This window comes from Duganella sp. GW821-FHT01E12, from assembly GCF_059422325.1.
In genome coordinates this window covers 112,219-130,572 of record NZ_JBWKWR010000004.1, presented here as the reverse complement: position 1 = coordinate 130,572, position 18,354 = coordinate 112,219, and the positions used below count along the sequence as shown (strand labels likewise).

The 18,354-nt window shown below is 66.3% G+C and carries 15 protein-coding genes and 1 other RNA gene; 4 read left to right on the top strand and 12 right to left on the bottom strand.

Features of this window, described 5'->3' with window-relative positions; translation table 11 throughout:
- The first annotated feature begins 13 nt into the window (after positions 1–13).
- Together AC07WS_RS13735 and AC07WS_RS13730 are read left to right on the top strand one after the other, a co-directional pair.
- Positions 14–2,863, top strand: coding sequence for a hybrid sensor histidine kinase/response regulator (locus tag AC07WS_RS13735; protein ID WP_494729620.1), 2,850 nt, complete (start codon positions 14–16; stop codon positions 2,861–2,863).
- Between the two features lies 1 nt (position 2,864).
- Complete coding sequence (locus AC07WS_RS13730; RefSeq protein ID WP_494729619.1) at positions 2,865–5,057, top strand: putative bifunctional diguanylate cyclase/phosphodiesterase; 2,193 nt, start codon at positions 2,865–2,867, stop codon at positions 5,055–5,057.
- Positions 5,058–5,064: 7 nt separating this feature from the next.
- On the opposite strand, the gene AC07WS_RS13725 is transcribed toward AC07WS_RS13730, so the two are convergent.
- The 4 genes from AC07WS_RS13725 to dnaX are packed head-to-tail and all read right to left on the bottom strand — an operon-like array spanning position 5,065 to position 9,917.
- Positions 5,065–6,282 (bottom strand): CaiB/BaiF CoA transferase family protein, encoded by a 1,218-nt coding sequence (locus tag AC07WS_RS13725; protein ID WP_494729618.1) that lies wholly within the window; start codon positions 6,280–6,282, stop codon positions 5,065–5,067.
- Entirely contained in the window at positions 6,279–6,869 is a 591-nt protein-coding gene (gene recR / locus AC07WS_RS13720) for a recombination mediator RecR (protein WP_494729617.1), read from the bottom strand. The genes AC07WS_RS13725 and recR overlap by 4 nt, the downstream gene beginning before the upstream one ends.
- 23 nt (positions 6,870–6,892) lie before the next feature.
- Entirely contained in the window at positions 6,893–7,219 is a 327-nt protein-coding gene (locus tag AC07WS_RS13715) for a YbaB/EbfC family nucleoid-associated protein (protein ID WP_070272932.1), read from the bottom strand.
- 37 nt (positions 7,220–7,256) lie between these two features.
- The gene (gene dnaX / locus AC07WS_RS13710) at positions 7,257–9,917 is read right to left on the bottom strand and encodes a DNA polymerase III subunit gamma/tau (protein WP_494729616.1); all 2,661 of its coding nucleotides are present in this window, start codon (positions 9,915–9,917) and stop codon (positions 7,257–7,259) included.
- A 162-nt stretch (positions 9,918–10,079) separates the two neighbouring features.
- On the opposite strand from dnaX, the gene AC07WS_RS13705 reads away from it, so the two are divergent.
- Positions 10,080–10,733, top strand: coding sequence for a DUF2987 domain-containing protein (locus tag AC07WS_RS13705; RefSeq protein WP_494729615.1), 654 nt, complete (start codon positions 10,080–10,082; stop codon positions 10,731–10,733).
- Positions 10,734–10,788: 55 nt separating this feature from the next.
- Here AC07WS_RS13705 and ffs read toward each other — a convergent pair.
- Both ffs and ubiD read right to left on the bottom strand, forming a co-directional pair.
- Positions 10,789–10,887: signal recognition particle sRNA small type (ffs, locus tag AC07WS_RS13700), an RNA gene on the bottom strand.
- A gap of 15 nt (positions 10,888–10,902) precedes the next feature.
- Positions 10,903–12,387 (bottom strand): 4-hydroxy-3-polyprenylbenzoate decarboxylase, encoded by a 1,485-nt coding sequence (ubiD, locus tag AC07WS_RS13695; protein WP_494729614.1) that lies wholly within the window; start codon positions 12,385–12,387, stop codon positions 10,903–10,905.
- Between the two features lie 535 nt (positions 12,388–12,922).
- Between ubiD and AC07WS_RS13690 the strand changes: the two genes are divergently transcribed.
- Entirely contained in the window at positions 12,923–13,771 is an 849-nt protein-coding gene (locus AC07WS_RS13690; protein WP_494730008.1) for a transglycosylase SLT domain-containing protein, read from the top strand.
- A gap of 73 nt (positions 13,772–13,844) precedes the next feature.
- On the opposite strand, the gene AC07WS_RS13685 is transcribed toward AC07WS_RS13690, so the two are convergent.
- The 6 genes from AC07WS_RS13685 to AC07WS_RS13660 form a co-directional block, all read right to left on the bottom strand.
- Positions 13,845–14,537 (bottom strand): hypothetical protein, encoded by a 693-nt coding sequence (locus AC07WS_RS13685; protein WP_494729613.1) that lies wholly within the window; start codon positions 14,535–14,537, stop codon positions 13,845–13,847.
- A gap of 109 nt (positions 14,538–14,646) precedes the next feature.
- On the bottom strand, positions 14,647–15,117 hold the full coding sequence (gene nusB / locus AC07WS_RS13680) for a transcription antitermination factor NusB (protein WP_161083094.1): 471 nt from the start codon (positions 15,115–15,117) through the stop codon (positions 14,647–14,649).
- Positions 15,118–15,200: 83 nt separating this feature from the next.
- Entirely contained in the window at positions 15,201–15,689 is a 489-nt protein-coding gene (ribH, locus tag AC07WS_RS13675) for a 6,7-dimethyl-8-ribityllumazine synthase (protein WP_117015231.1), read from the bottom strand.
- 27 nt (positions 15,690–15,716) lie between these two features.
- A complete protein-coding gene (gene ribBA, locus AC07WS_RS13670) occupies positions 15,717–16,826 on the bottom strand; it encodes a bifunctional 3,4-dihydroxy-2-butanone-4-phosphate synthase/GTP cyclohydrolase II (protein WP_116989461.1) in 1,110 nt (369 codons plus the stop codon).
- 201 nt (positions 16,827–17,027) lie between these two features.
- A complete protein-coding gene (locus tag AC07WS_RS13665) occupies positions 17,028–17,612 on the bottom strand; it encodes a TetR/AcrR family transcriptional regulator (RefSeq protein WP_494729612.1) in 585 nt (194 codons plus the stop codon).
- Positions 17,613–18,290, bottom strand: a complete 678-nt coding sequence (locus AC07WS_RS13660; protein WP_494729611.1) for a cupin domain-containing protein — start codon at positions 18,288–18,290, stop codon at positions 17,613–17,615.
- Between the last annotated feature and the right edge of the window lie 64 nt (positions 18,291–18,354).

The window sequence follows — 18,354 nt, the reverse complement described above, 5'->3', positions numbered from 1 at the left end:
ACCGCCTACAGCAATGTTCAATTTCGAACGTTCCGGTCTGAGCCAGAAACTGACCATCATCTCAGTGCTGTCCACCGGCAGCGCGCTGTTGCTGGTCTTCATCGCCTTTGCCGCCACGTCCGTGCTCAGCCGCACCGACGACGAGCGCAAGCAGCTGTCCTCGCTGGCCGGCGTGATCGGCAACAACAGCGCGGCGGCGCTGCAGTACGCCGACGTCAAGCAGGCGCGGCAGACGCTGGCCACGCTGGCGGTCGAGGACGAGATCCAGCAGGCCGTGCTGTACGACAGCACCGGCAAGCAGCTGGCCCGCTACAAGTCCGCCACCCTGCCAGCCGAGCAGGACGCGCCCGAGCAGCTGCCGGCCGAGGACGGCGTGCAGGAGATCCGCACCTATCAGAGCGGCCCGCTGTGGGCGCCCGCGCTGCGGCTGTACCGTCCGGTGCGCCGCAAGGACGAGTTGATCGGCACCGTGATGATCGAGAGCGCGCAAACCCGCATGTGGCTGGACCTGTTCAAGAACCTGGCCGCCGCCGCCGTGGCGGCCATGCTGTCGTTCATGATGGCGCTGCTGACGGCGGCCCGCTTCAAGGGCAGCATCGCCGAGCCGGTGAGCAAGCTGATCGTGGCGGCCCAGCAGGTCAGCCGGGGCCAGCCGACGCCGCGCATCGTCCACCAGCGCAGCGACGAGCTGGGCGCGCTGACCGACAGCTTCAACGACATGCTGGCCCAGGTCGAGGCGCGCGACGGCGCGCTGGCGCAGTACCGCGACCAGCTCGAGCGCCAGGTCGGCGTGCGCACCGAGCAGCTGGAAAAGGCCAAGAACGCCGCCGAGGCCGCCAGCCAGGCCAAGAGCGCCTTTCTCGCCACCATGAGCCACGAGATCCGCACCCCGATGAACGGCGTGCTGGGCATGACCGAGCTGCTGCTGGCCACCCGCCTGTCCGAGCAGCAGCGCCACTACACCAACATGGTCAAGCGCTCCGGCGAGCACTTGCTGGTCATCATCAACGACATCCTGGACTTCTCCAAGATCGAGGCCGGCAAGCTGACGGTCGAATACATCCACTTCAATTTCCGCGAACTGCTCGACGACATCGACAACGTCTTCTCGCCGCAGGCCCAGGCCAAGGGCATCGAGCTGGAGCTGGCGATCGCCTACGATATCCCGATCGCCATCTGCGGCGATCCGAACCGGCTGCGCCAGGTCATCTTCAACCTGCTGGGCAACGCGATCAAGTTCACCGAGAGCGGCAAGATCACCGTCAGGGTGGCCGTGGTGCAGGAGGACGCGCAGACCGTCGGCCTGCGCTTCGAGGTGCACGACACCGGCATCGGCGTCTCCAGCGAAGCGCGGGCCCGCATCTTCGACTCGTTCTCGCAGGCCGACGGCTCGACCACCCGCAAGCACGGCGGCACCGGCCTGGGGCTGGCGATCTCCAAGCAACTGGTGGAACTGATGGGGGGAACAATCGGCGTGGACCATGCGCTAACGCAAGGATCGATCTTTTGGTTTGCCGTAAATTTTGACAAACGTCGTATCGATGTCGACGATCCTTCTTTCCACGCCACCCAGGAATGCCGCGCCTTGATTGTCGATGAGAACCCCACCAGCCGGGGTGAGCTGGAAGAGCTGCTGGTCGGCTGGCGCGTCGCCACCGCCAGCGCCACCGCCACCGACGCCCTGCCGCGGCTGCGCCAGGCGGCGGCGGGCGGCCGCCCCTACGACGTGGTGCTGCTGGACATGGAACTGCCGCGCACCAGCGGCCTGGCGCTGGCCGCCGCCATCCGCGCCGAAGCCGCGCTGGCCGGTTCGCGCCTGCTGCTGCTGAGCACCGAACGCAACGCCGCGGACGGCGTGCAGCGGCGCGCGGCCGGCGTCGCTTTCCAGCTGATCAAGCCGCCACGCGCCTGCGACCTGTTCGACTGCCTGCTCACGCCCGCGCGCGGCGCGCCGCCCACCACGCGCGCGCCCGAGCCGCCGCCGGCCGCCGCGCCGGTCGCGCCGCCGCTGGCCGCGTTCAGCCCCGGCCCCACGCCGGCGCCGCGCGCGCGCAAGCGGCGCAAGGTGCTGCTGGCCGAGGACAATCCGGTCAACGTCGAGGTGGCCGGCGCCATGCTCGAAGGACTGGGGCTGGAAGTGAGCCGCGCCTGCAACGGCGAGGAAGCGCTGCAGGCCGTGCAGGCCAACGAGTTCGACCTGATCCTGATGGATTGCCAGATGCCGGTCATGGACGGCTTCGCGGCCACCACCGAAATCCGCCGCCGCGAACAGCAGCGCGGACGGGGCCGCAGCGTGCCCATCATCGCCATCACCGCCAACGCGCTGCAGGGCGACCGCGAATCCTGCCTGGCGGCCGGCATGGACGACTACCTGAGCAAGCCCTTCACGCAGCAGGCGCTGGGGCAGACCATAGGCCGCTGGGTCAGCCTGCCGCGCCTGCCGCCCGCGCCGCCCATCCCGCCGGCACCGGATGAACCCGCCGCGCCGGCCGACGCCGCCGCGCCCGGCGGCCAGATCAACCGGCAGGCGCTGCAGAACATCCGCGCGCTGAGCGCCACCAACGGCGACGCGCTGCTCGACCGCGTGCTGCAGGCCTATCTGGACGACACCCCCAGCCACCTGCACACGCTGCGCCAGGCCATCGCCACCGGCAACACCGGCCAGCTGCGCAAAGCCGCCCACAGCCTCAAGTCCAGCAGCGCCAACGTCGGCGCCGACGCGCTGGCCCAGCGCTGCCGCGAGCTCGAGCAGCTGGGCCGCAACGACACCACCGCCGGCGCCGCAGCCCTGCTGGCAGACATGGAACGTACTTTCCAGGCCGTGCGGCAGGCGTTGGGAGCTATCCTGGAAAAGGAAACCTGACATGGCGACCCCAACCTCCCCCAAGCGCGGCCTGGTCCTGGTCGCCGACGACGATCCCGTCATGCGCCTGCTGATGCTGGAAATGCTGGCCCAGGTCGGCCTGGACGCGGTGGAGGCCGGCGACGGCCTGCAAGCCGTGGCCTGCTACCAGAGCCTGACGCCGGACCTGCTGCTGCTCGACGTCGACATGCCCGGCATGGACGGCTTCGCCGTGTGCCGCGAGATCCGCCGGCTGGAAACCCAGACCACCGTGCCCATCATCATGGTCACCGGCGGCGACGAACTGGAATCGGTGACCAAGGCCTACGAGGCCGGCGCCACCGATTTCGTCTCCAAGCCGATCAACTGGCCCATCCTCGGCCACCGCGTGCTGTACGTGCTGCGCGCCAGCGACGCCATCACCCGCCTGCGCATCGCCGACGCCCACCACCGCGCGGTGCTGGCGGCCATCCCCGACACCTTCTTCCGCATGAACAAGGACGGCTACTACCTCGACTACGAGCAGGGCCACGAGGCCAGCGGCGTGTTCGCCAGCGACCAGTGCGTGGGCCGCCACCTGAACCAGGTGCTGCCGGACGACATCGCCGCCCACATGCTGGAACAGGTGCAGACCGTGCTCGACACCCAGCACATCCGCTCGCTCGACTACGAGCTGGCCGTGCCCGGCGCGGCCGCGCGCGTGCGCCAGGGCGAGCACGCGGGGCCGGCGCCGGTGCGCCACTTCGAGGCGCGGCTGGTGGCCACCGGCCCCGACGAGGTGCTGGGCCTGGTGCGCGACATCAGCGAGCGCAAGCGCACCGAGGAGCAGATCCGCCGCCTGGCCTATTGCGACAGCCTGACCGGCATCCCCAACCGGCAGGCCTTCCTGGAAACGCTGGAGGCCGAGCTGCTGCGCTCGCGCAAGGGCAACAAGAAGTTCGCCGTGCTGTTCATGGACCTGGACGCCTTCAAGCGCATCAACGACACGCTGGGCCACGACGTCGGCGACCATCTGCTCAAGGCCGTCTCCGAGCGCCTGCGCGAGACCACGCGCCCGAGCGACCTGGTCTCGCGCACCGAGGTCGGCGGCAACAACCTGGCGCGCCTGGGCGGCGACGAATTCACCATCCTGATCCCCGACCTGGAGCGGGTGGAAAACGCGCTCAACGTGGCCCACCGGGTCAAGGAAGCGATGCGCCGCCCCTTCGTGCTGGGCACGCACGAGATCTTCGTCACCGCCAGCATCGGCATCTCGCTGTACCCGGAGGATGGCGAGGACTGCAACTCCCTGCTCAAGTTCGCCGACACCGCGATGTACCACGCCAAGAACTGCGGCAAGAACAACGCCAAGCTGTACAGCTCATCGCTGACGATGCAGATCATGAGCCACGTCCAGCTGGAGGTGGGGCTGCGCAAGGCGCTGCAGAACAACGAGCTGTACCTGCTGTACCAGCCGCAGATCGACGTCGCCAGCGCCCAGATCGTCGGCGTGGAGGCGCTGGTGCGCTGGCGCCACCCGGAGCGCGGCATCATCTCGCCGACCGAGTTCATTCCGCTGGCCGAGGAGACCGGCCTGATCGTGCCGATCGGCGAATGGGTGCTGCGCACCGCCTGCCGCCAGGCGATGGCGTGGAAGACGCCGGACGCGCGGCCGCTGCGGGTGGCGGTCAACCTGTCGGCCAAGCAGTTCAAGGACGAGAACCTGAGCCAGATCGTGCTGTCCACGCTGCACGAGACCGGCCTGCCGGCCGACCTGCTGGAACTGGAGCTGACCGAGGGCACGCTGATGGACGATGCCCGCGCCACCATGGTCACGCTGGAGCAGCTGCGCGGCATCGGCGTCTACCTGTCGATCGACGATTTCGGCACCGGCTATTCGTCGATGAACTACCTCAAGCGCTTCGACGTGCGCGCGCTCAAGATCGACCGCAGCTTCATCAGCGGCCTGCCGCAGGATTCGGAAAACGCCGCCATCACGCGCGCCATCATCGCCATGGCGCATGGCTTGAAAATGGCGGTGGTGGCGGAAGGCGTGGAGACCGGCGCCCAGCTAAGGCTGCTGGAGCAGTACGGCTGCGACCTGGCCCAGGGCTACTACCTGGGCCATCCGTCGCCGCCGGAGTCGATCGACCTCATGCTCGGCAACCAGTACGCGCTGAACGCGGCGGCGGCCAGCGACACCGGCCACGCGCTGATCTTCCCCGCCCAGCTTTGAGCGGCGCCTAGAACACGCCGTCCCGCTTCATCGCGGCGATGTCCTCGGTGCTGTAGCCCAGCGAACGCAGGACCTCGTCGTTGTGCTGGCCCAGCGACGGGCCTATCCACTTGGTGTGGCCCGGCGTGGCCGACAGCTTGGGCGAGATCGCCGGCAGCTTGACCGGCGTGCCGTCGGCGAAGTGGTGCTGCTCGAACATGCCGCGCGCGACGAACTGCGGATCGGTCATCATGTCGCGCACCGAGTAGATCTTCCCGGCCGGCACGTCGGCCGCCTTCAGCACCGTCAGCGCGCTGTCGATGTCCCGGGTGCCGCACCAGGCCTGGATGGCGTCGTCGATCTCCTGCGTGCGCTGCACGCGGCCGTCGTTGCGCTCCAGCTGGGGATCGCCGGCCAGGTCGATGCGGCCCATGGCCAGCATCAGGCGCTTGAAGATGGCGTCGCCATTGCCGGCGATGACGATGTTCTCGCCATCCTTGGTGGTGTAGGTGTTGGACGGCACGATGCCCGGCAGCGCGCCGCCGGTGCGCTCGCGCACGACGCCGGCGTGGTCGAACTCCGGCACCAGCGATTCCATCAGGTTGAACACGGATTCGTAAAGGGCCACATCGACCATCTGGCCTTCGCCCTTGAGGCGGCCGCCGGTGGCGTCGCGGTGGCGCAGCGCCATCATCGCGCCGATCACGCCGTGCAGCGCCGCCACCGAATCGCCGATCGACACGCCGACCCGCACCGGCGGCCGATCCGCATGGCCGGACACGTAGCGCAGGCCGCCCATCGATTCGCCGATGGCGCCGAAGCCCGGCAAGTCCTTCATCGGCCCGGTCTGGCCGAAGCCCGACAGCCGCACCATGATGGTTGCGGGATTGACGGCCTTCAACTGCTCGTAGCCGATGTCCCACTTCTCCAGCACGCCGGGGCGGTAGTTCTCGATGATGATGTCGGCCTCCAGCGCCAGCTGGCGCGCGATGGCGCGGCCGCTGGCGTGCTTGAGGTTGAGCGTCAGCGATTTCTTGTTGCGCGACTGGACCGACCACCACAGCGAGGTGCCGTCCTTGAGCACGCGCCATTTGCGGATCGGATCGCCGCCGTCGGGCGACTCGATCTTGATCACCTCGGCGCCGAACTCGCCCAGCATACGCGCACAAAAAGGGCCCGCGATCAGCGTGCCCAGTTCCAGTACCTTGATGCCGGCTAACGGGCCGGCGGTGTTCTTCTCAGTCATGTCGCCCTTCGGTCCAGCATGGCGCGGGCGATGGTGCCCGCGTCCACGTACTCCAGCTCGCCACCAACCGGCACGCCGCGCGCCAGACGGCTCACGCGCAGGCCACGCGCCTTCAGCAGCTCGCTGATGTAGTGCGCGGTGGCCTCGCCCTCGTTGGTGAAGTTCGTGGCCAGCACCACTTCCGTGACCAGGCCGTCGGCGGCGCGCGCCACCAGCTTTTCCAGATGGATGTCCTTGGGGCCGATGCCGTCCAGCGGCGACAAGCGGCCCATCAGCACGAAGTACAGGCCCTTGTAGGTCAGGGTCTGCTCAATCATCAGCTGGTCGGCCGGCGTCTCCACCACGCACAGCAGGCGGCGGTCGCGCTGCTCGTCGTTGCAGGTGTCGCAGACGTCTTCTTCCGTGAAGGTATTGCACAGCGCGCAGTGATGCACGGCGTTCACCGCCTGGTGCAAGGCGCGCGACAACATGTCCGCGCCTTCGCGGTCATGCTGGAGCAGGTGGAACGCCATCCGCTGCGCCGACTTGGGGCCGACGCCGGGCAGACGGCGCAGCGCTTCCGTCAGAAATTCCAGCGATTTGGACATGGTGCTTTACGTCGCGGCTGCCCTTAGAAAGGCATCTTGAAGCCGGCCGGCAGGTTCATGCCGGCGGTCAGGCCGCCCAGCTTTTCGGCCGAGGTGGCTTCTGCCTTGCGCACGGCGTCGTTGAAGGCGGCGGCCACCAGGTCTTCCAGCATGTCCTTGTCGTCGGCCAGCAGCGACGGGTCGATCGACACGCGCTTGACGTCGTTCTTGCAGGTCATCACGACCTTGACCAGGCCGGCGCCGGACTGGCCTTCGACTTCGATCAGGGCCAGCGCGTCCTGCGCCTTCTTCATGTTGTCCTGCATTGCTTGCGCTTGTTTCATCAAGCCGGCCAGTTGGTTCTTCATCATGATGGGATTCTCCGTGGATTGAAAATTAAACAGGTGTTCAGTTGGCCGCGGCCGACGCCAGCATGGCGGGCGGCGGCGTGATGGAGCCGGGCACGACCCAGGCGTCGAACTCGCGGATCAGGCTGTTCACAAAGGGATCGTTGGCGACCGTGTCCTCGGCCGCGCGCTGGCAGGCTTCGCGGTGCGCCTGCGCCTCGGCGCTGGCGGTGTACCAGACGGCGCCCAGTTCGGTGTCCACGCGCACCGGACGGCCGAAGCGTTCGGCCAGCGCGACGGTGAGCTTGTCGACGTTGCCTTGCGTGCGCCAGGTTTCGATCGGCACGCGGACCTTGAAGACCGCCGCGTTGCCGTCGATGCTGCATTCGATGAGCTCGGCCTGCATGGCCAGCTGCTGGGCCACGCCGCGCAGCGGCAAGGCGGCCGCCACGGCCGGCCAGTTGCCGTCCCAGTTCAGCTCCGGCACCGGCGTGATGACGTAGGCGTGCGGCGCCTTGGCCGGGGCCGGCGCGGCGCGGGCCGGCATGACGACCGCCTGCGCCTCGTCGGCATAGGCCAGCGGCGGCGGCGCCTGATGCTGCGACGGCGCGCGCGCTGGCGCATGCGCTTGTCCGTGCGACGGCGCGCGCGCTGGCGCCGGCGAGGATGCGTGCGACGGCGGCTGGTCCGGCGCGTAGGCCGGCGCGGAGTGCGCTATCGCGCTATCGTCGGAAAATTCAGTGACCCAGGGCGGTAGGTCATCCTCGTCGTCAGCCTGCTGCGGCGCGGGCTTGGCTGCGGGCGCGGCGGGCGGCGCGACTTGCTGCGGAGCGACCTGGCGCACCGGCGCTTCCAGCACGGCCGCTTGCGCATCGCCACCCATGATTGCCGCTGGCGGCATGTCTTCCCACGGCGCAGGACGCGATGGTGCGACCGCAGCAGGAGATGCCTGGGCGGCAGGCGGCGTGTACGCAGCGCTCGGCGCGTGCGGTTGCGAAGGCGGCGTGAACGTGGCGGGCTGCGAGGAAGCGGCAGGCCCGGCATCTGGCGCTGCGCCAAACGACGATGTCGGCGCGCCGCTCGACGGCGCCGCAGCAGGTGCCGGGGCCGACGGCGCGGCCGGTGCCGAACTCGCCGACGCGGATCGCGCGCCCGGCTTGGAAGCCGCACGTGCCGCCTCCAGGGCAGCGTTGATGGCGGCGCGCGCAGCACTGATCGGTGCAGCCGGCGCGACCGAAGCCGCTGGGGCGGGCGCCGTCGCAGATGCAGCGTGCGCGGCCGGCGCGCTGGCCGGGGCAACGGCGGCCGGTGCATGCATCGCCGCTGGCGCAGCGGCGGCAGGCGCTGGCGCTGCTGGCGCAATATGCGCGGATGGCATCGCACTGGCAGACGGGTTGGAAGCAACCGAAGCCGGCGCTGCAAACGCGGCCGGAGCAGGCGCCTCCGCCCGCGCCATCGCGGCAGCCGCACCGGCCACCACCGCCGCCGGGGTCACACTGGCGTGGCTGGCCTGCAAATGCGAAGCCGCACGCGCAGGCGGTGCCGCCGCGGCACGCGCCGCAGCCACCGCCGCCGGACGCGACATCGCAGGCGCCGCAGCAGGCTGCCCCTCGGCTCCGCCTACACCGGGCCGAAAGGCCAGCATGCGCAGCAAGGTCATCGAGAAGCCCGCGTACTCATCCGGCGCCAGGCCCAGTTCATTGCGGCCATGCACCGCGATCTGATAATACAGCTGCACCTCTTCCGCATCGAAGGCGGCGGCCAGGCGCACGATATCGGCGTACTCCGGCAAATCCTCCGGCAAGGCGGCCGGCACCGTCTGCGCCAGCGCGATCCGGTGCAGCAAGGTGCCCAGGTCCTGCAAGGCGCCGTTGTACGACAGGCTGCGCGTGGCCATCTCGTCGGCCACGGCCAGCAGGTCCGCGCCATCCTGCGCGGCCAGCGCGTCGAGCAGGCGGATCAGGTAGGACTGGTCCAGCGCACCCAGCATGCCCTGCACCGCGTCCAGCGTCACCGCGCCGGCCGCGTAGGCGATCGCCTGGTCGGTCAGCGACAGCGCATCGCGCATCGAACCGTGCGCGCCGGCCGCCAGCAGGCGCAAGGCCGGCGCCTCGAAAGTGATGCCCTCCTGCCCCAGGATGTTGTCCAGATGGCCGATGATGTGCCCCGGTGGCATCTGCTTCAGATTGAACTGCAGGCAGCGCGACAGCACCGTCACCGGGATCTTTTGCGGATCGGTGGTCGCCAGGATGAACTTGACGTGCTCGGGCGGTTCCTCCAGCGTCTTCAGCATCGAGTTGAAGGCGTGGTTGGTCAGCATGTGCACCTCGTCGATCATGTAGACCTTGAAGCGCGCATTGCTCGGCGCGTACACCGCCTGCTCCAGCAGCTGCGCCATCTCGTCGACGCCGCGGTTGGACGCCGCGTCCATCTCGATATAGTCGACGAAGCGGCCGGCGTCGATCGCGGTGCACGCCTCGCACACGCCGCACGGCGTGGCCGTGATGCCGCCGTTGCCGTCCGGCCCGACGCAATTGAGCGACTTGGCCAGGATGCGCGACAAGGTGGTCTTGCCGACCCCGCGCGTTCCCGTGAACAGATAGGCGTGGTGCAGGCGGCCGCTGTGCAGGGCGTGCGTGAGCGCGCGCACGACGTGCTCCTGGCCGACGAGCGTTTCGAAATTCTTGGGGCGGTATTTACGGGCGAGGACTTGATAGGACATGCTGGGATTTTACCGTAGATAGCGGATGCAAAGGGCCTGTCCTGCTCAGCTAATAAGATGCGGCGCAGGGTCGCCAAAACGGCAATTGTAACAAGGCGTGGCCGGATTGGGTAATCGGGGCGGACTGCCCTACAATGTGTTTTTCTTTTAACATGAAAATATATGAAGAAACTTGCCCTGCTGCCGCTGCTGTTGCTGTCCCTCGCCGCCCACGCCGACGAACGCGAATGGGTGCCATATAAGAAGCTGGTTGAAGATACGCGCATCGACCGCTTCTACGCCCTGCCCGCCACGGAGCGCGACAAGCTCAGCGTTTTCCTGGCCATCAAGCCCAAGAACAAGAACTACAAGCCAGCCGATGTCGTGCTGACCGTGGTTCATGGCAGCGAACGTCAACTGCTGCCGCCACTGTCGTCCGACTTCCGCTTGGCCCTGGTGCCGAATCCCAAGTGGATGACGGACGACACCAAGATCATGACCAGCCTGCCGAAGGAAGAAAAGTCCGCGGTCGCGCTGGAGGTGCTTGCGCTGCTGCCTGACGGTACGCAGTGGAACTATGCGCAAGTCATGGGCAGCATCGGCCAGATGAACGCCGGCATCAAGAAGGTTGCCGGGGCGATGAGCATGTTCGTACCGAACGTGAAGACGGTGGTGTTCAAGTTCAGCAAGCCAGCGCAACTGAAGGTGGGCACCACCGCCTACAACACGGATGCGAAGAACCTCATCAAGCTCAAGCCTGATGCCGCCCTGCTGAAGGAGAACCCGCTGATGGTGGCGTCGGAACGGCCGCTGGAAGCTGCGCTGGATGACGAGTAACTGAAGAGGAACAAATAAAAAAAGCTGCCCTTGGCAGCTTTTTCATTTTCCCGAAGGAGGCGAGCCTGATCTGCGGCACTTATGGTTAATAGCCGTGGCTGCTTCGTTCCCGACCTGACCAGGTTAGCCATGCCACAATGCGCAGGGGCCCGCCAGCGCCAATTATAACCTACAGCCCCAGCTCCTGCCAAATCTGATCGACGCGCGCCTTCACATCGGGCGACATGCTGATCGTGGTGCCCCACTCGCGCGTGGTTTCGCCCGGCCACTTGTTGGTGGCATCGATGCCCATCTTGCTGCCCAGGCCACTCACCGGCGAGGCGAAGTCCAGGTAGTCGATCGGCGTGTTGTCCACCAGCGTGGTGTCGCGGGTCGGATCGACGCGGGTCGTGATGGCCCAGATCACCTCGTTCCAGTCGCGGATGTTGACGTCCTCGTCCACCACCACGATGAACTTGGTGTACATGAACTGGCGCAGGAAGCTCCACACGCCGAACATCACGCGCTTGGCGTGGCCGGCGTACTGCTTCTTGATCTGCACCACCGCCATGCGGTAGCTGCAGCCCTCGGCCGGCAGGTGGAAGTCGGTGATCTCAGCGAACTGCTTTTGCAGCAGCGGCACAAACACCTCGTTCAGCGCCAGGCCCAGGATGGCCGGTTCGTCGGGCGGCTTGCCGGTGTAGGTGGAGTGGTAGATCGGATCGCGGCGCATCGTGATGCGGTCGATGGTGAACACCGGGAACGAGTCCTGCTCGTTGTAATAGCCGGTGTGGTCGCCGTACGGGCCTTCCAGCGCGTGCTCGTAGCCGCTCGGGTGGTTTTCGTCCGGATAGATATGACCCTCCAACACGATCTCGGCCGAGGCCGGCACGCGCAGCTCGCTGCCGATGGCCGTGACCAGCTCGGTGCGGCTGCCGCGCAGCAGGCCGGCGAACTGGTATTCGGACAGGCTGTCCGGCACCGGCGTCACCGCGCCTAATATAGTGGCAGGATCGGCGCCCAGCGCCACACAGATCGGATACGGCTGCCCCTTGCTCTGGATGGCGTGTTCGCGGAAGTCCAGCGCGCCGCCGCGGTGGGCCAGCCAACGCATGATGACCTTGTTCGGCCCCAGCACCTGCTGGCGGTAGATGCCCAGGTTCTGGCGCTTCTTATTAGGCCCCTTGGTGATCACCAGGCCCCAGGTGATCAGCGGCGCGACATCGCCCGGCCAGCAATGCTGGATCGGCAGCCTGGCCAGGTCGACGTCGGCGCCCTCCCACACGATCTCCTGGCACGGCGCGCCGCGCAACTCCTTGGGCGCCATGTCCCACACCGCCTTGACCAGCGAGCCCATGCCCATCAAGTCCTTGAAGCCCTTGGGCGGCTCCGGCTCCTTCAGGCGCGCCAGCACGTGGCCGATCTTGCGCAGCTCGCTGACGCTGTCGGCGCCCATGCCCAGCGCCACGCGGCGCTCGGTGCCGAACAGATTGCCCAGCACCGGCATGCTGTGTCCGGTCGGATTCTGGAACAGCAAAGCCGGTCCACCGGCCCGCAAAGTGCGGTCGCACACCTCGGTCATCTCCAAATGCGGTGAAACAGGGACCAAAATGGGCTTAAGTTCGCCCATTCGTTGCAGTTGAGAAATAAAATCTCGCAAATCAGAATATTTCATTGTTTTTTAATTTTTTCTTACAACGCAGCATACTGTTTAAAAAGACAGGTCAAGTAGTTGATTTTATTGGTTTTAGGCGCAACACAAGCAAAAAAGTAAGATTTATAAGTTATAGCTTTGCCTTGCGTTAGTATTGACTTGATATAAAACGGCTTCTACAATTTGCCCTACTTGAAGAGAACACGGTTCAGCACGGGTTGAGCCCGGTAAGCGGACCACGCAAATGTGTTGCTCATTCATTCACGGAGTCGGGGCTCCACATGACATTTTAAGGAGTGTTTTCAAAAGGCGTCTGCCTTACCCCCGAAAGAAGTTGTATTGCGACTGATCGAATACCACAGGGAAACATCAGCTCAAGCAAGCAATGACGGCGTCCAACGCGCGCTCCCAGCGGCGACGGACGATGATATTTCTGATGCACGGCATTAGCACCCGGTTAGCTGCGTTCAACGCTGGCGGGGACCCGCTTTTACGGACATTTCAGGGGAACTCTATGATTAATCGTTTCAACGGTGCAACGCAGTTTGCCCGCACCATGGCCCGCCAGCCAGCAGCGTGGTTTTCCACGACTCGCGTATCGGCAAAGGGCGTGTTGACCACCGCCCAGCACACTCTGACCATTCTGGGTGTGACCGCTTTAGTAGTAATGGCAGTACTGTTTGTCCGTCCCGACCTGGCCAAGGCACTGAGCAACAGCCTGAACCACGAACCGGAAGTCGAAGCTGTCGCCGTCGTGGCCCCGCCCCTGTCGGCCTTGATGGAAACGCCAGCCACCGCCCCGGCCGCCAGCACCGCACCGCTGACCGCCGAAGAAAAAGCCCTGCTGGGCACGCAAAAGCAGCAGCAATGGGTCACCTCCTGGCTGTCCAAGCGTTACCGCGTGGCGGGTGACGCCGCCAACATGCTGGTATCCACCGCCTACCTGACGGCGCGCGAGATCAAGCTCGATCCGCTGCTGATCCTGGCCGTGATGGCGATTGAATCGGGCCTGAATCCGTTCGCGGAAAGCCCGGTCGGCGCGCAGGGCCTGATGCAGGTGATGTCGAAGGTGCACCACGATAAATTCCAGGAAATGGGTGGCCTGCAGGCCGCGCTCAATCCGGTGGCCAACATCCGCGTCGGCTCGCTGATCCTGAAGGACTACGTCACCCGTGGCGGTTCGGTCGAAGCCGGCCTGAAGATCTACGTCGGCGCCGCCGCGTTCGAACACGACGACGGCTACGGCTCCAAGGTGCTGGCCGAGTACCAGCGCCTGAAGCAGGTTTCGGCAGGCAAGAAAGTGCCGACCATCACGCCGATGATGGCCGCCGCGCCAGCCAAGCCTACCCCGCCGGTCGCGGCGGTCGACAAATCGGTCAGCGGCACCCAGATCGCCGGTCTCTGATTTAACGGCACAAATAACCGCCAGTATTGAACGCGCTTAACGTCGCGTTCGGTACTGGCGGTTTTTTTGCGTCTTACTTTCCGAAGCTTTTCGGGCAGGTGCCGACGGCGGTCTTGACGCCGTCGCGGAAGGGATCGGTCGCCGCGCTGTGGTTGGACTGCGTGGTGGCGCAGTAGGTGCTGCCGCCCGGCGTGCGCACGCGCGTCATCGCGCGGCCGTCCGGCGTGGTCAGGTTTTCGGTGGTGGTGCCGCTGTCGTTGCCGACGTAGGCGCCGGCCATGGCCACGCTCAGCGGTGTCGCCTCGTTGGCGATCTTCTTGTCGCGCGGATTCCAGGCTTCCTTGCGCAGCTGCCGGTCGACGGCGGCCGCGCTCTTGAGCGAGCGCTGCAGCAGATCCTCGGCCGGCTTGGCGGGCAGCTGAGCGAACGGATCGGGCGGCGGCGTGGTCTGCGTGATGGCTTGCGGGGCCTGCGGCTGTGCCGGTTGCTGCACAGGCTGCGGCGCGGCCGGCAGCAAGGTCATGCGCGGCGCGGCCGATTTAACGGCGGGCCGGGGCCGGGCTGCCGCCCTGGGCCGCGCTTTCGCCGGCGCCAGGATATACGTGATGGCCTCGTGGCGCCCCACGGAGGCCGCCAGAGGCCGCTCAGGCGCGCGCCAGCCGATAAACGCCAGCATGTGCGCGCCGGCGATCAGCGCCAGCCAGCCACGGCGGCGCCAGACCGGCGCCCGCTCCAGGGTATGCAGTTCGATGATGCGCCTCGACATTGATTGAAAATCAACGGATTCTGCGGCGCCATCCCCTCCCCGTCAAACCCCAAATAAAAAAAGCCACCGCAAGATACCTTGGGTGGCTTCGGACAGTACCGGACGCTGCTTAGCGTTTCTTGTCGGCGGCGACTTCGTCCGGGCGGACCCGGGCGGCCAGCTTGTCCAGCACGCCGTTGACGTATTTGTGGCCGTCGATGCCGCCGAACGACTTGGTCAGCTCGACCGCCTCGTTGATGACGACGCGGTAAGGGATTTCCAGGTTGTTCTTCAGCTCGAACGCGCCGATCAGCAGCACCGCGTGCTCGATCGGCGACAGTTCCGCCACGCCGCGGTCGACCAGCGGCGCGAAGCTCTCGCGCAGCGCCACCGAATCCTTGATCGCGCCGTACAGCAGCACCGTGAAGTGGTCGCCGTCGGCCTTGTCGAAGCCGTGCGCGGCGCGGATGTTGTTCACCACGGTGGCGGCGTCTTCATTGTTCAGCAGCCACTGATATAAACCCTGCAACGCAAACTCGCGCGCACGATGGCGCGGCGTGCGGTTCTTGCTGGGGTTGGCGTGCAAAATTTTATCTGTCATGGTTATACCTGTTCTTAAATACTTACAAAATCCGGCTCAGTGCGCCGGCGCATACCGGCACACTGCGCCGTTCCTACCTGTTCTTACTCGTCGTCGCCCTGATCCTGGTGCAGCTCTTCCAGCGCGATGGTCAGATTGGCCATCTCCACCGCCACGCGCGCCGCATCGGCGCCCTTTTCGGCCATGCGGACCTCGGCCTGCTCGTCGTTCTCGGTGGTCAGGATCGCGTTAGCGATAGGAATACCATAATCGAGGCCGATGCGGGTGATGCCGGCGCCCGATTCGTTCGAGACCAGCTCGAAGTGGTAGGTTTCGCCACGGATCACGGCGCCCAGCGCGACCAGCGCGTCGAACTGCTGCGACTCGGCCATCTTCTGCAGCACCAGCGGCACTTCCAGCGCGCCCGGCACGGTCACGTGCAGCACGTCCTCGTCGGCCACGCCCAGGTGCTTCAGTTCGGCCAGACAGGCCGACAGCAGGCCGTGGCAGACATCTTCGTTGAAACGCGCTTGGACGATGCCGATACGCAGGCCGTCGCCGGACAAATTGGTTTCGTAGCTTCCTACAGTCATGGAGTGCCTCTTGTGTGTTGGGTTGAATTAGTTCGGTTTGGCCATGTAGCCGGTCACTTCCAGGTCGAAGCCCGTCATCGACGGCATCTTGCGCGGGCTGGCCAGCAGCTGCATCTTGCACACGCCCACTTCGCGCAGGATCTGCGCGCCGATGCCGTAGCTGCGCAGGTCCATGCTGGCGGCGCGGCCCTTGGGCTTGGTTTCCGGCTTGCCCAGCGCGTCGAACTGGGCGAAGAACTGCTCGGCCGTCTCCTCGCAGTTGAGCAGCACGATCACGCCGCGCTCGGACGCCTTGACCGCCGCCAGCGACGACGACAGGTTCCACGAGTGGGTGGTCGCTTCCGATTCCAGGATGTCGAGGATGGACACCGGCTGGTGCACGCGCACCAGGGTTTCCTTGCTCTTCTCGATGTCGCCGTGCACCAGCGCCAGGTGGGCCGAGCCGCTCGGCTTGTCGCGGAAGGCGATCATGCGGAAGTCGCCCTGCGCGGTCTTGAGCGGACGCTCGCCGATCTTCTCGACCAGCGACTCGTTGCGGCTGCGGTAGTGGATCAGGTCGGCGATGGTGCCGATCTTCAGGCCGTGTTCCTTGGCGAACTCCAGCAGGTCCGGCAGGCGCGCCATGGTGCCGTCGTCCTTCATGATCTCGCAGATCACGGAGGCCGGGGTCAGGCCGGCCATGGCGGTCAGGTCGCAGCCGGCCTCGGTATGGCCGGCGCGCATCAGCACGCCGCCTGGCTGGGCCTTCAGCGGGAAGATGTGGCCGGGCTGGACGATGTCCGACGGCTGGGTGTCCTTGGCCACGGCCACCTGGATGGTCTTGGCGCGGTCGGCCGCCGAGATGCCGGTGGTCACGCCCTCGGCCGCCTCGATCGACACGGTGAAATTGGTGCCGAAGGCGGTGCCGTTACGGGCCGACATCATCGACAGGTTCAGCTGGTCGCAGCGCTCTTCGGTCAGGGTCAGGCAGACCAGGCCGCGCGCGTGCTTGACCATGAAATTAATGGCTTCAGGCGTCACAAAGTCCGCCGCGAGCACCAGGTCGCCTTCGTTTTCCCGGTCTTCCTCGTCGACCAGGATCACCATGCGGCCAGCGCGCAATTCGGCGACGATTTCTTCGGTGCTGGAAATAGACATTTTTAATCCTTTGTAGCGGAGCTGGAACAGGGCGCTATTTTAAAGGATTTACGCCCGCCCCACCGCAAAAGCCAGCTTTTATCCGCCAAATGGCCGGCTTTAGAAGGCCTCCTCTGGATTAATTGTCAACATTCCGGCGCCGGCGCCGGCCGCGCGAGGAAAAATCCCGCTGTCCCCGGCCTGACGTCCCCCACCGCGCCGTCAGGCCAGCAGCGTCGACAGAAAAGTCTGCGCCACGCCGGCCGGGCCGCGCGCGCCGCGCACCGAGCGGGCCACGATCATCGCGCCCTCCAACGTGGCGAGGAAGGCCTCCGCCAGCGCGCGCGCCTCCGGCTGGGCGCGCAGCTGCCGCGCGCGCTGGCCCTCGGCAATCGCCATAGCCAGCCAATCGGTGTTGGCCTCGAAGAAACGGCTCACTTCATGCGCCACGCCTTCCGGCAGCGAGTTGGCCTCCGCCCCCAGCATGCCGCAGACGCACAGGCGCTGCCCGGCGGCGAAGGTGTTCTCGAACAGCGTGGCATACGCGCCCAGGCGGTCGGCCGCCTTGGCGTGCTGGACCTCGATGCGCAGCAACTGCTCGCGGAAACGGTGCGTGTAGCGCTGCGCCACCGCGGCCGCCAGATCGCCCTTGGTCGCGAAATGATGGTGGATGCTGGGCTTCTTGATGCCGACCAGCTTGGCCACGTCGTCGTAGGAAAAGCCGTTGTAGCCGCGCTGCTGGATCAGGCCCTCGGCCGCATCCACCACGCGCAGCGCGGACTCTGACATCTCGGAAAAATGCTTCATTTACTGGTTCTCTTGATGGTCGGCGACCGGCAGGTGGCCAACTTTGACGAGGATGATACAGCCTTCGCGGCTGAACGGCTGATGCGCGCTCAGGTGGGGACTGCGCAGCCAGGTCCCGGCCGGGTAGCGGCCGAACTCGTCCTCGAACACGCCTTCCAGCACGTAGATCTCCTCGCCGCCGTGGTGCCGGTGCGGCTTGAAAAGCGTGCCGGGCGCCCAGCGCACCAGCGCCGTATGGGTGGCGCCGAATTCGGACAGCGGCATCACCGACAAGCCCGGCACCAGGCCCGGCAGCCAGGCCGTGGCGCCGGTATCGATACGCACGGCTTGCGCGTCGTGCGGGTCCATGTGGCGCAGCTTGACGAGCAAGGTGCAGCCGCCGACCGAGCCCGGCGCATGCGACGATCCCGGCGGATTCTTCAGATAGGCGCCCGCGCCGTAGCTGCCGGACTCGTCGAAGAAATCGCCGTCCAGCACCAGGATCTCCTCGCCCAGCTCGTGCAGATGGCTGGGGAAGCTGCTGCCCGGCGCGTAGCGCACGATGGAGGTCGCACGCGCCACTTCGCCACCGTCGCGCTCCAGCATCTTGCGCTGTATGCCGTGCGCGGGGGAATCGACCCAAGGCAAGTCTTGCGACTGCACCACGGCGCGCTGGCTGTAATCCGAGTTGATGTTCATAAGATCAAATTTACCGACTAGTTGGTAGGTATGCTAGTCGAGGTGTGAGGCGCTGTCAACGCCC

Excerpts from the sequence above, each read along its gene's own strand:
- AC07WS_RS13735 (WP_494729620.1), top strand. The coding sequence starts at position 14 with ATGTTCAATTTCGAACGTTCCGGTCTGAGCCAGAAACTGACCATCATC.
- AC07WS_RS13730 (WP_494729619.1), top strand. The coding sequence starts at position 2,865 with ATGGCGACCCCAACCTCCCCCAAGCGCGGCCTGGTCCTGGTCGCCGAC.
- AC07WS_RS13725 (WP_494729618.1), bottom strand. The coding sequence starts at position 6,282 with ATGACTGAGAAGAACACCGCCGGCCCGTTAGCCGGCATCAAGGTACTG.
- recR (WP_494729617.1), bottom strand. The coding sequence starts at position 6,869 with ATGTCCAAATCGCTGGAATTTCTGACGGAAGCGCTGCGCCGTCTGCCC.
- AC07WS_RS13715 (WP_070272932.1), bottom strand. The coding sequence starts at position 7,219 with ATGATGAAGAACCAACTGGCCGGCTTGATGAAACAAGCGCAAGCAATG.
- dnaX (WP_494729616.1), bottom strand. The coding sequence starts at position 9,917 with ATGTCCTATCAAGTCCTCGCCCGTAAATACCGCCCCAAGAATTTCGAA.
- AC07WS_RS13705 (WP_494729615.1), top strand. The coding sequence starts at position 10,080 with ATGAAGAAACTTGCCCTGCTGCCGCTGCTGTTGCTGTCCCTCGCCGCC.
- ubiD (WP_494729614.1), bottom strand. The coding sequence starts at position 12,387 with ATGAAATATTCTGATTTGCGAGATTTTATTTCTCAACTGCAACGAATG.
- AC07WS_RS13690 (WP_494730008.1), top strand. The coding sequence starts at position 12,923 with ATGGCCCGCCAGCCAGCAGCGTGGTTTTCCACGACTCGCGTATCGGCA.
- AC07WS_RS13685 (WP_494729613.1), bottom strand. The coding sequence starts at position 14,537 with ATGTCGAGGCGCATCATCGAACTGCATACCCTGGAGCGGGCGCCGGTC.
- nusB (WP_161083094.1), bottom strand. The coding sequence starts at position 15,117 with ATGACAGATAAAATTTTGCACGCCAACCCCAGCAAGAACCGCACGCCG.
- ribH (WP_117015231.1), bottom strand. The coding sequence starts at position 15,689 with ATGACTGTAGGAAGCTACGAAACCAATTTGTCCGGCGACGGCCTGCGT.
- ribBA (WP_116989461.1), bottom strand. The coding sequence starts at position 16,826 with ATGTCTATTTCCAGCACCGAAGAAATCGTCGCCGAATTGCGCGCTGGC.
- AC07WS_RS13665 (WP_494729612.1), bottom strand. The coding sequence starts at position 17,612 with ATGAAGCATTTTTCCGAGATGTCAGAGTCCGCGCTGCGCGTGGTGGAT.
- AC07WS_RS13660 (WP_494729611.1), bottom strand. The coding sequence starts at position 18,290 with ATGAACATCAACTCGGATTACAGCCAGCGCGCCGTGGTGCAGTCGCAA.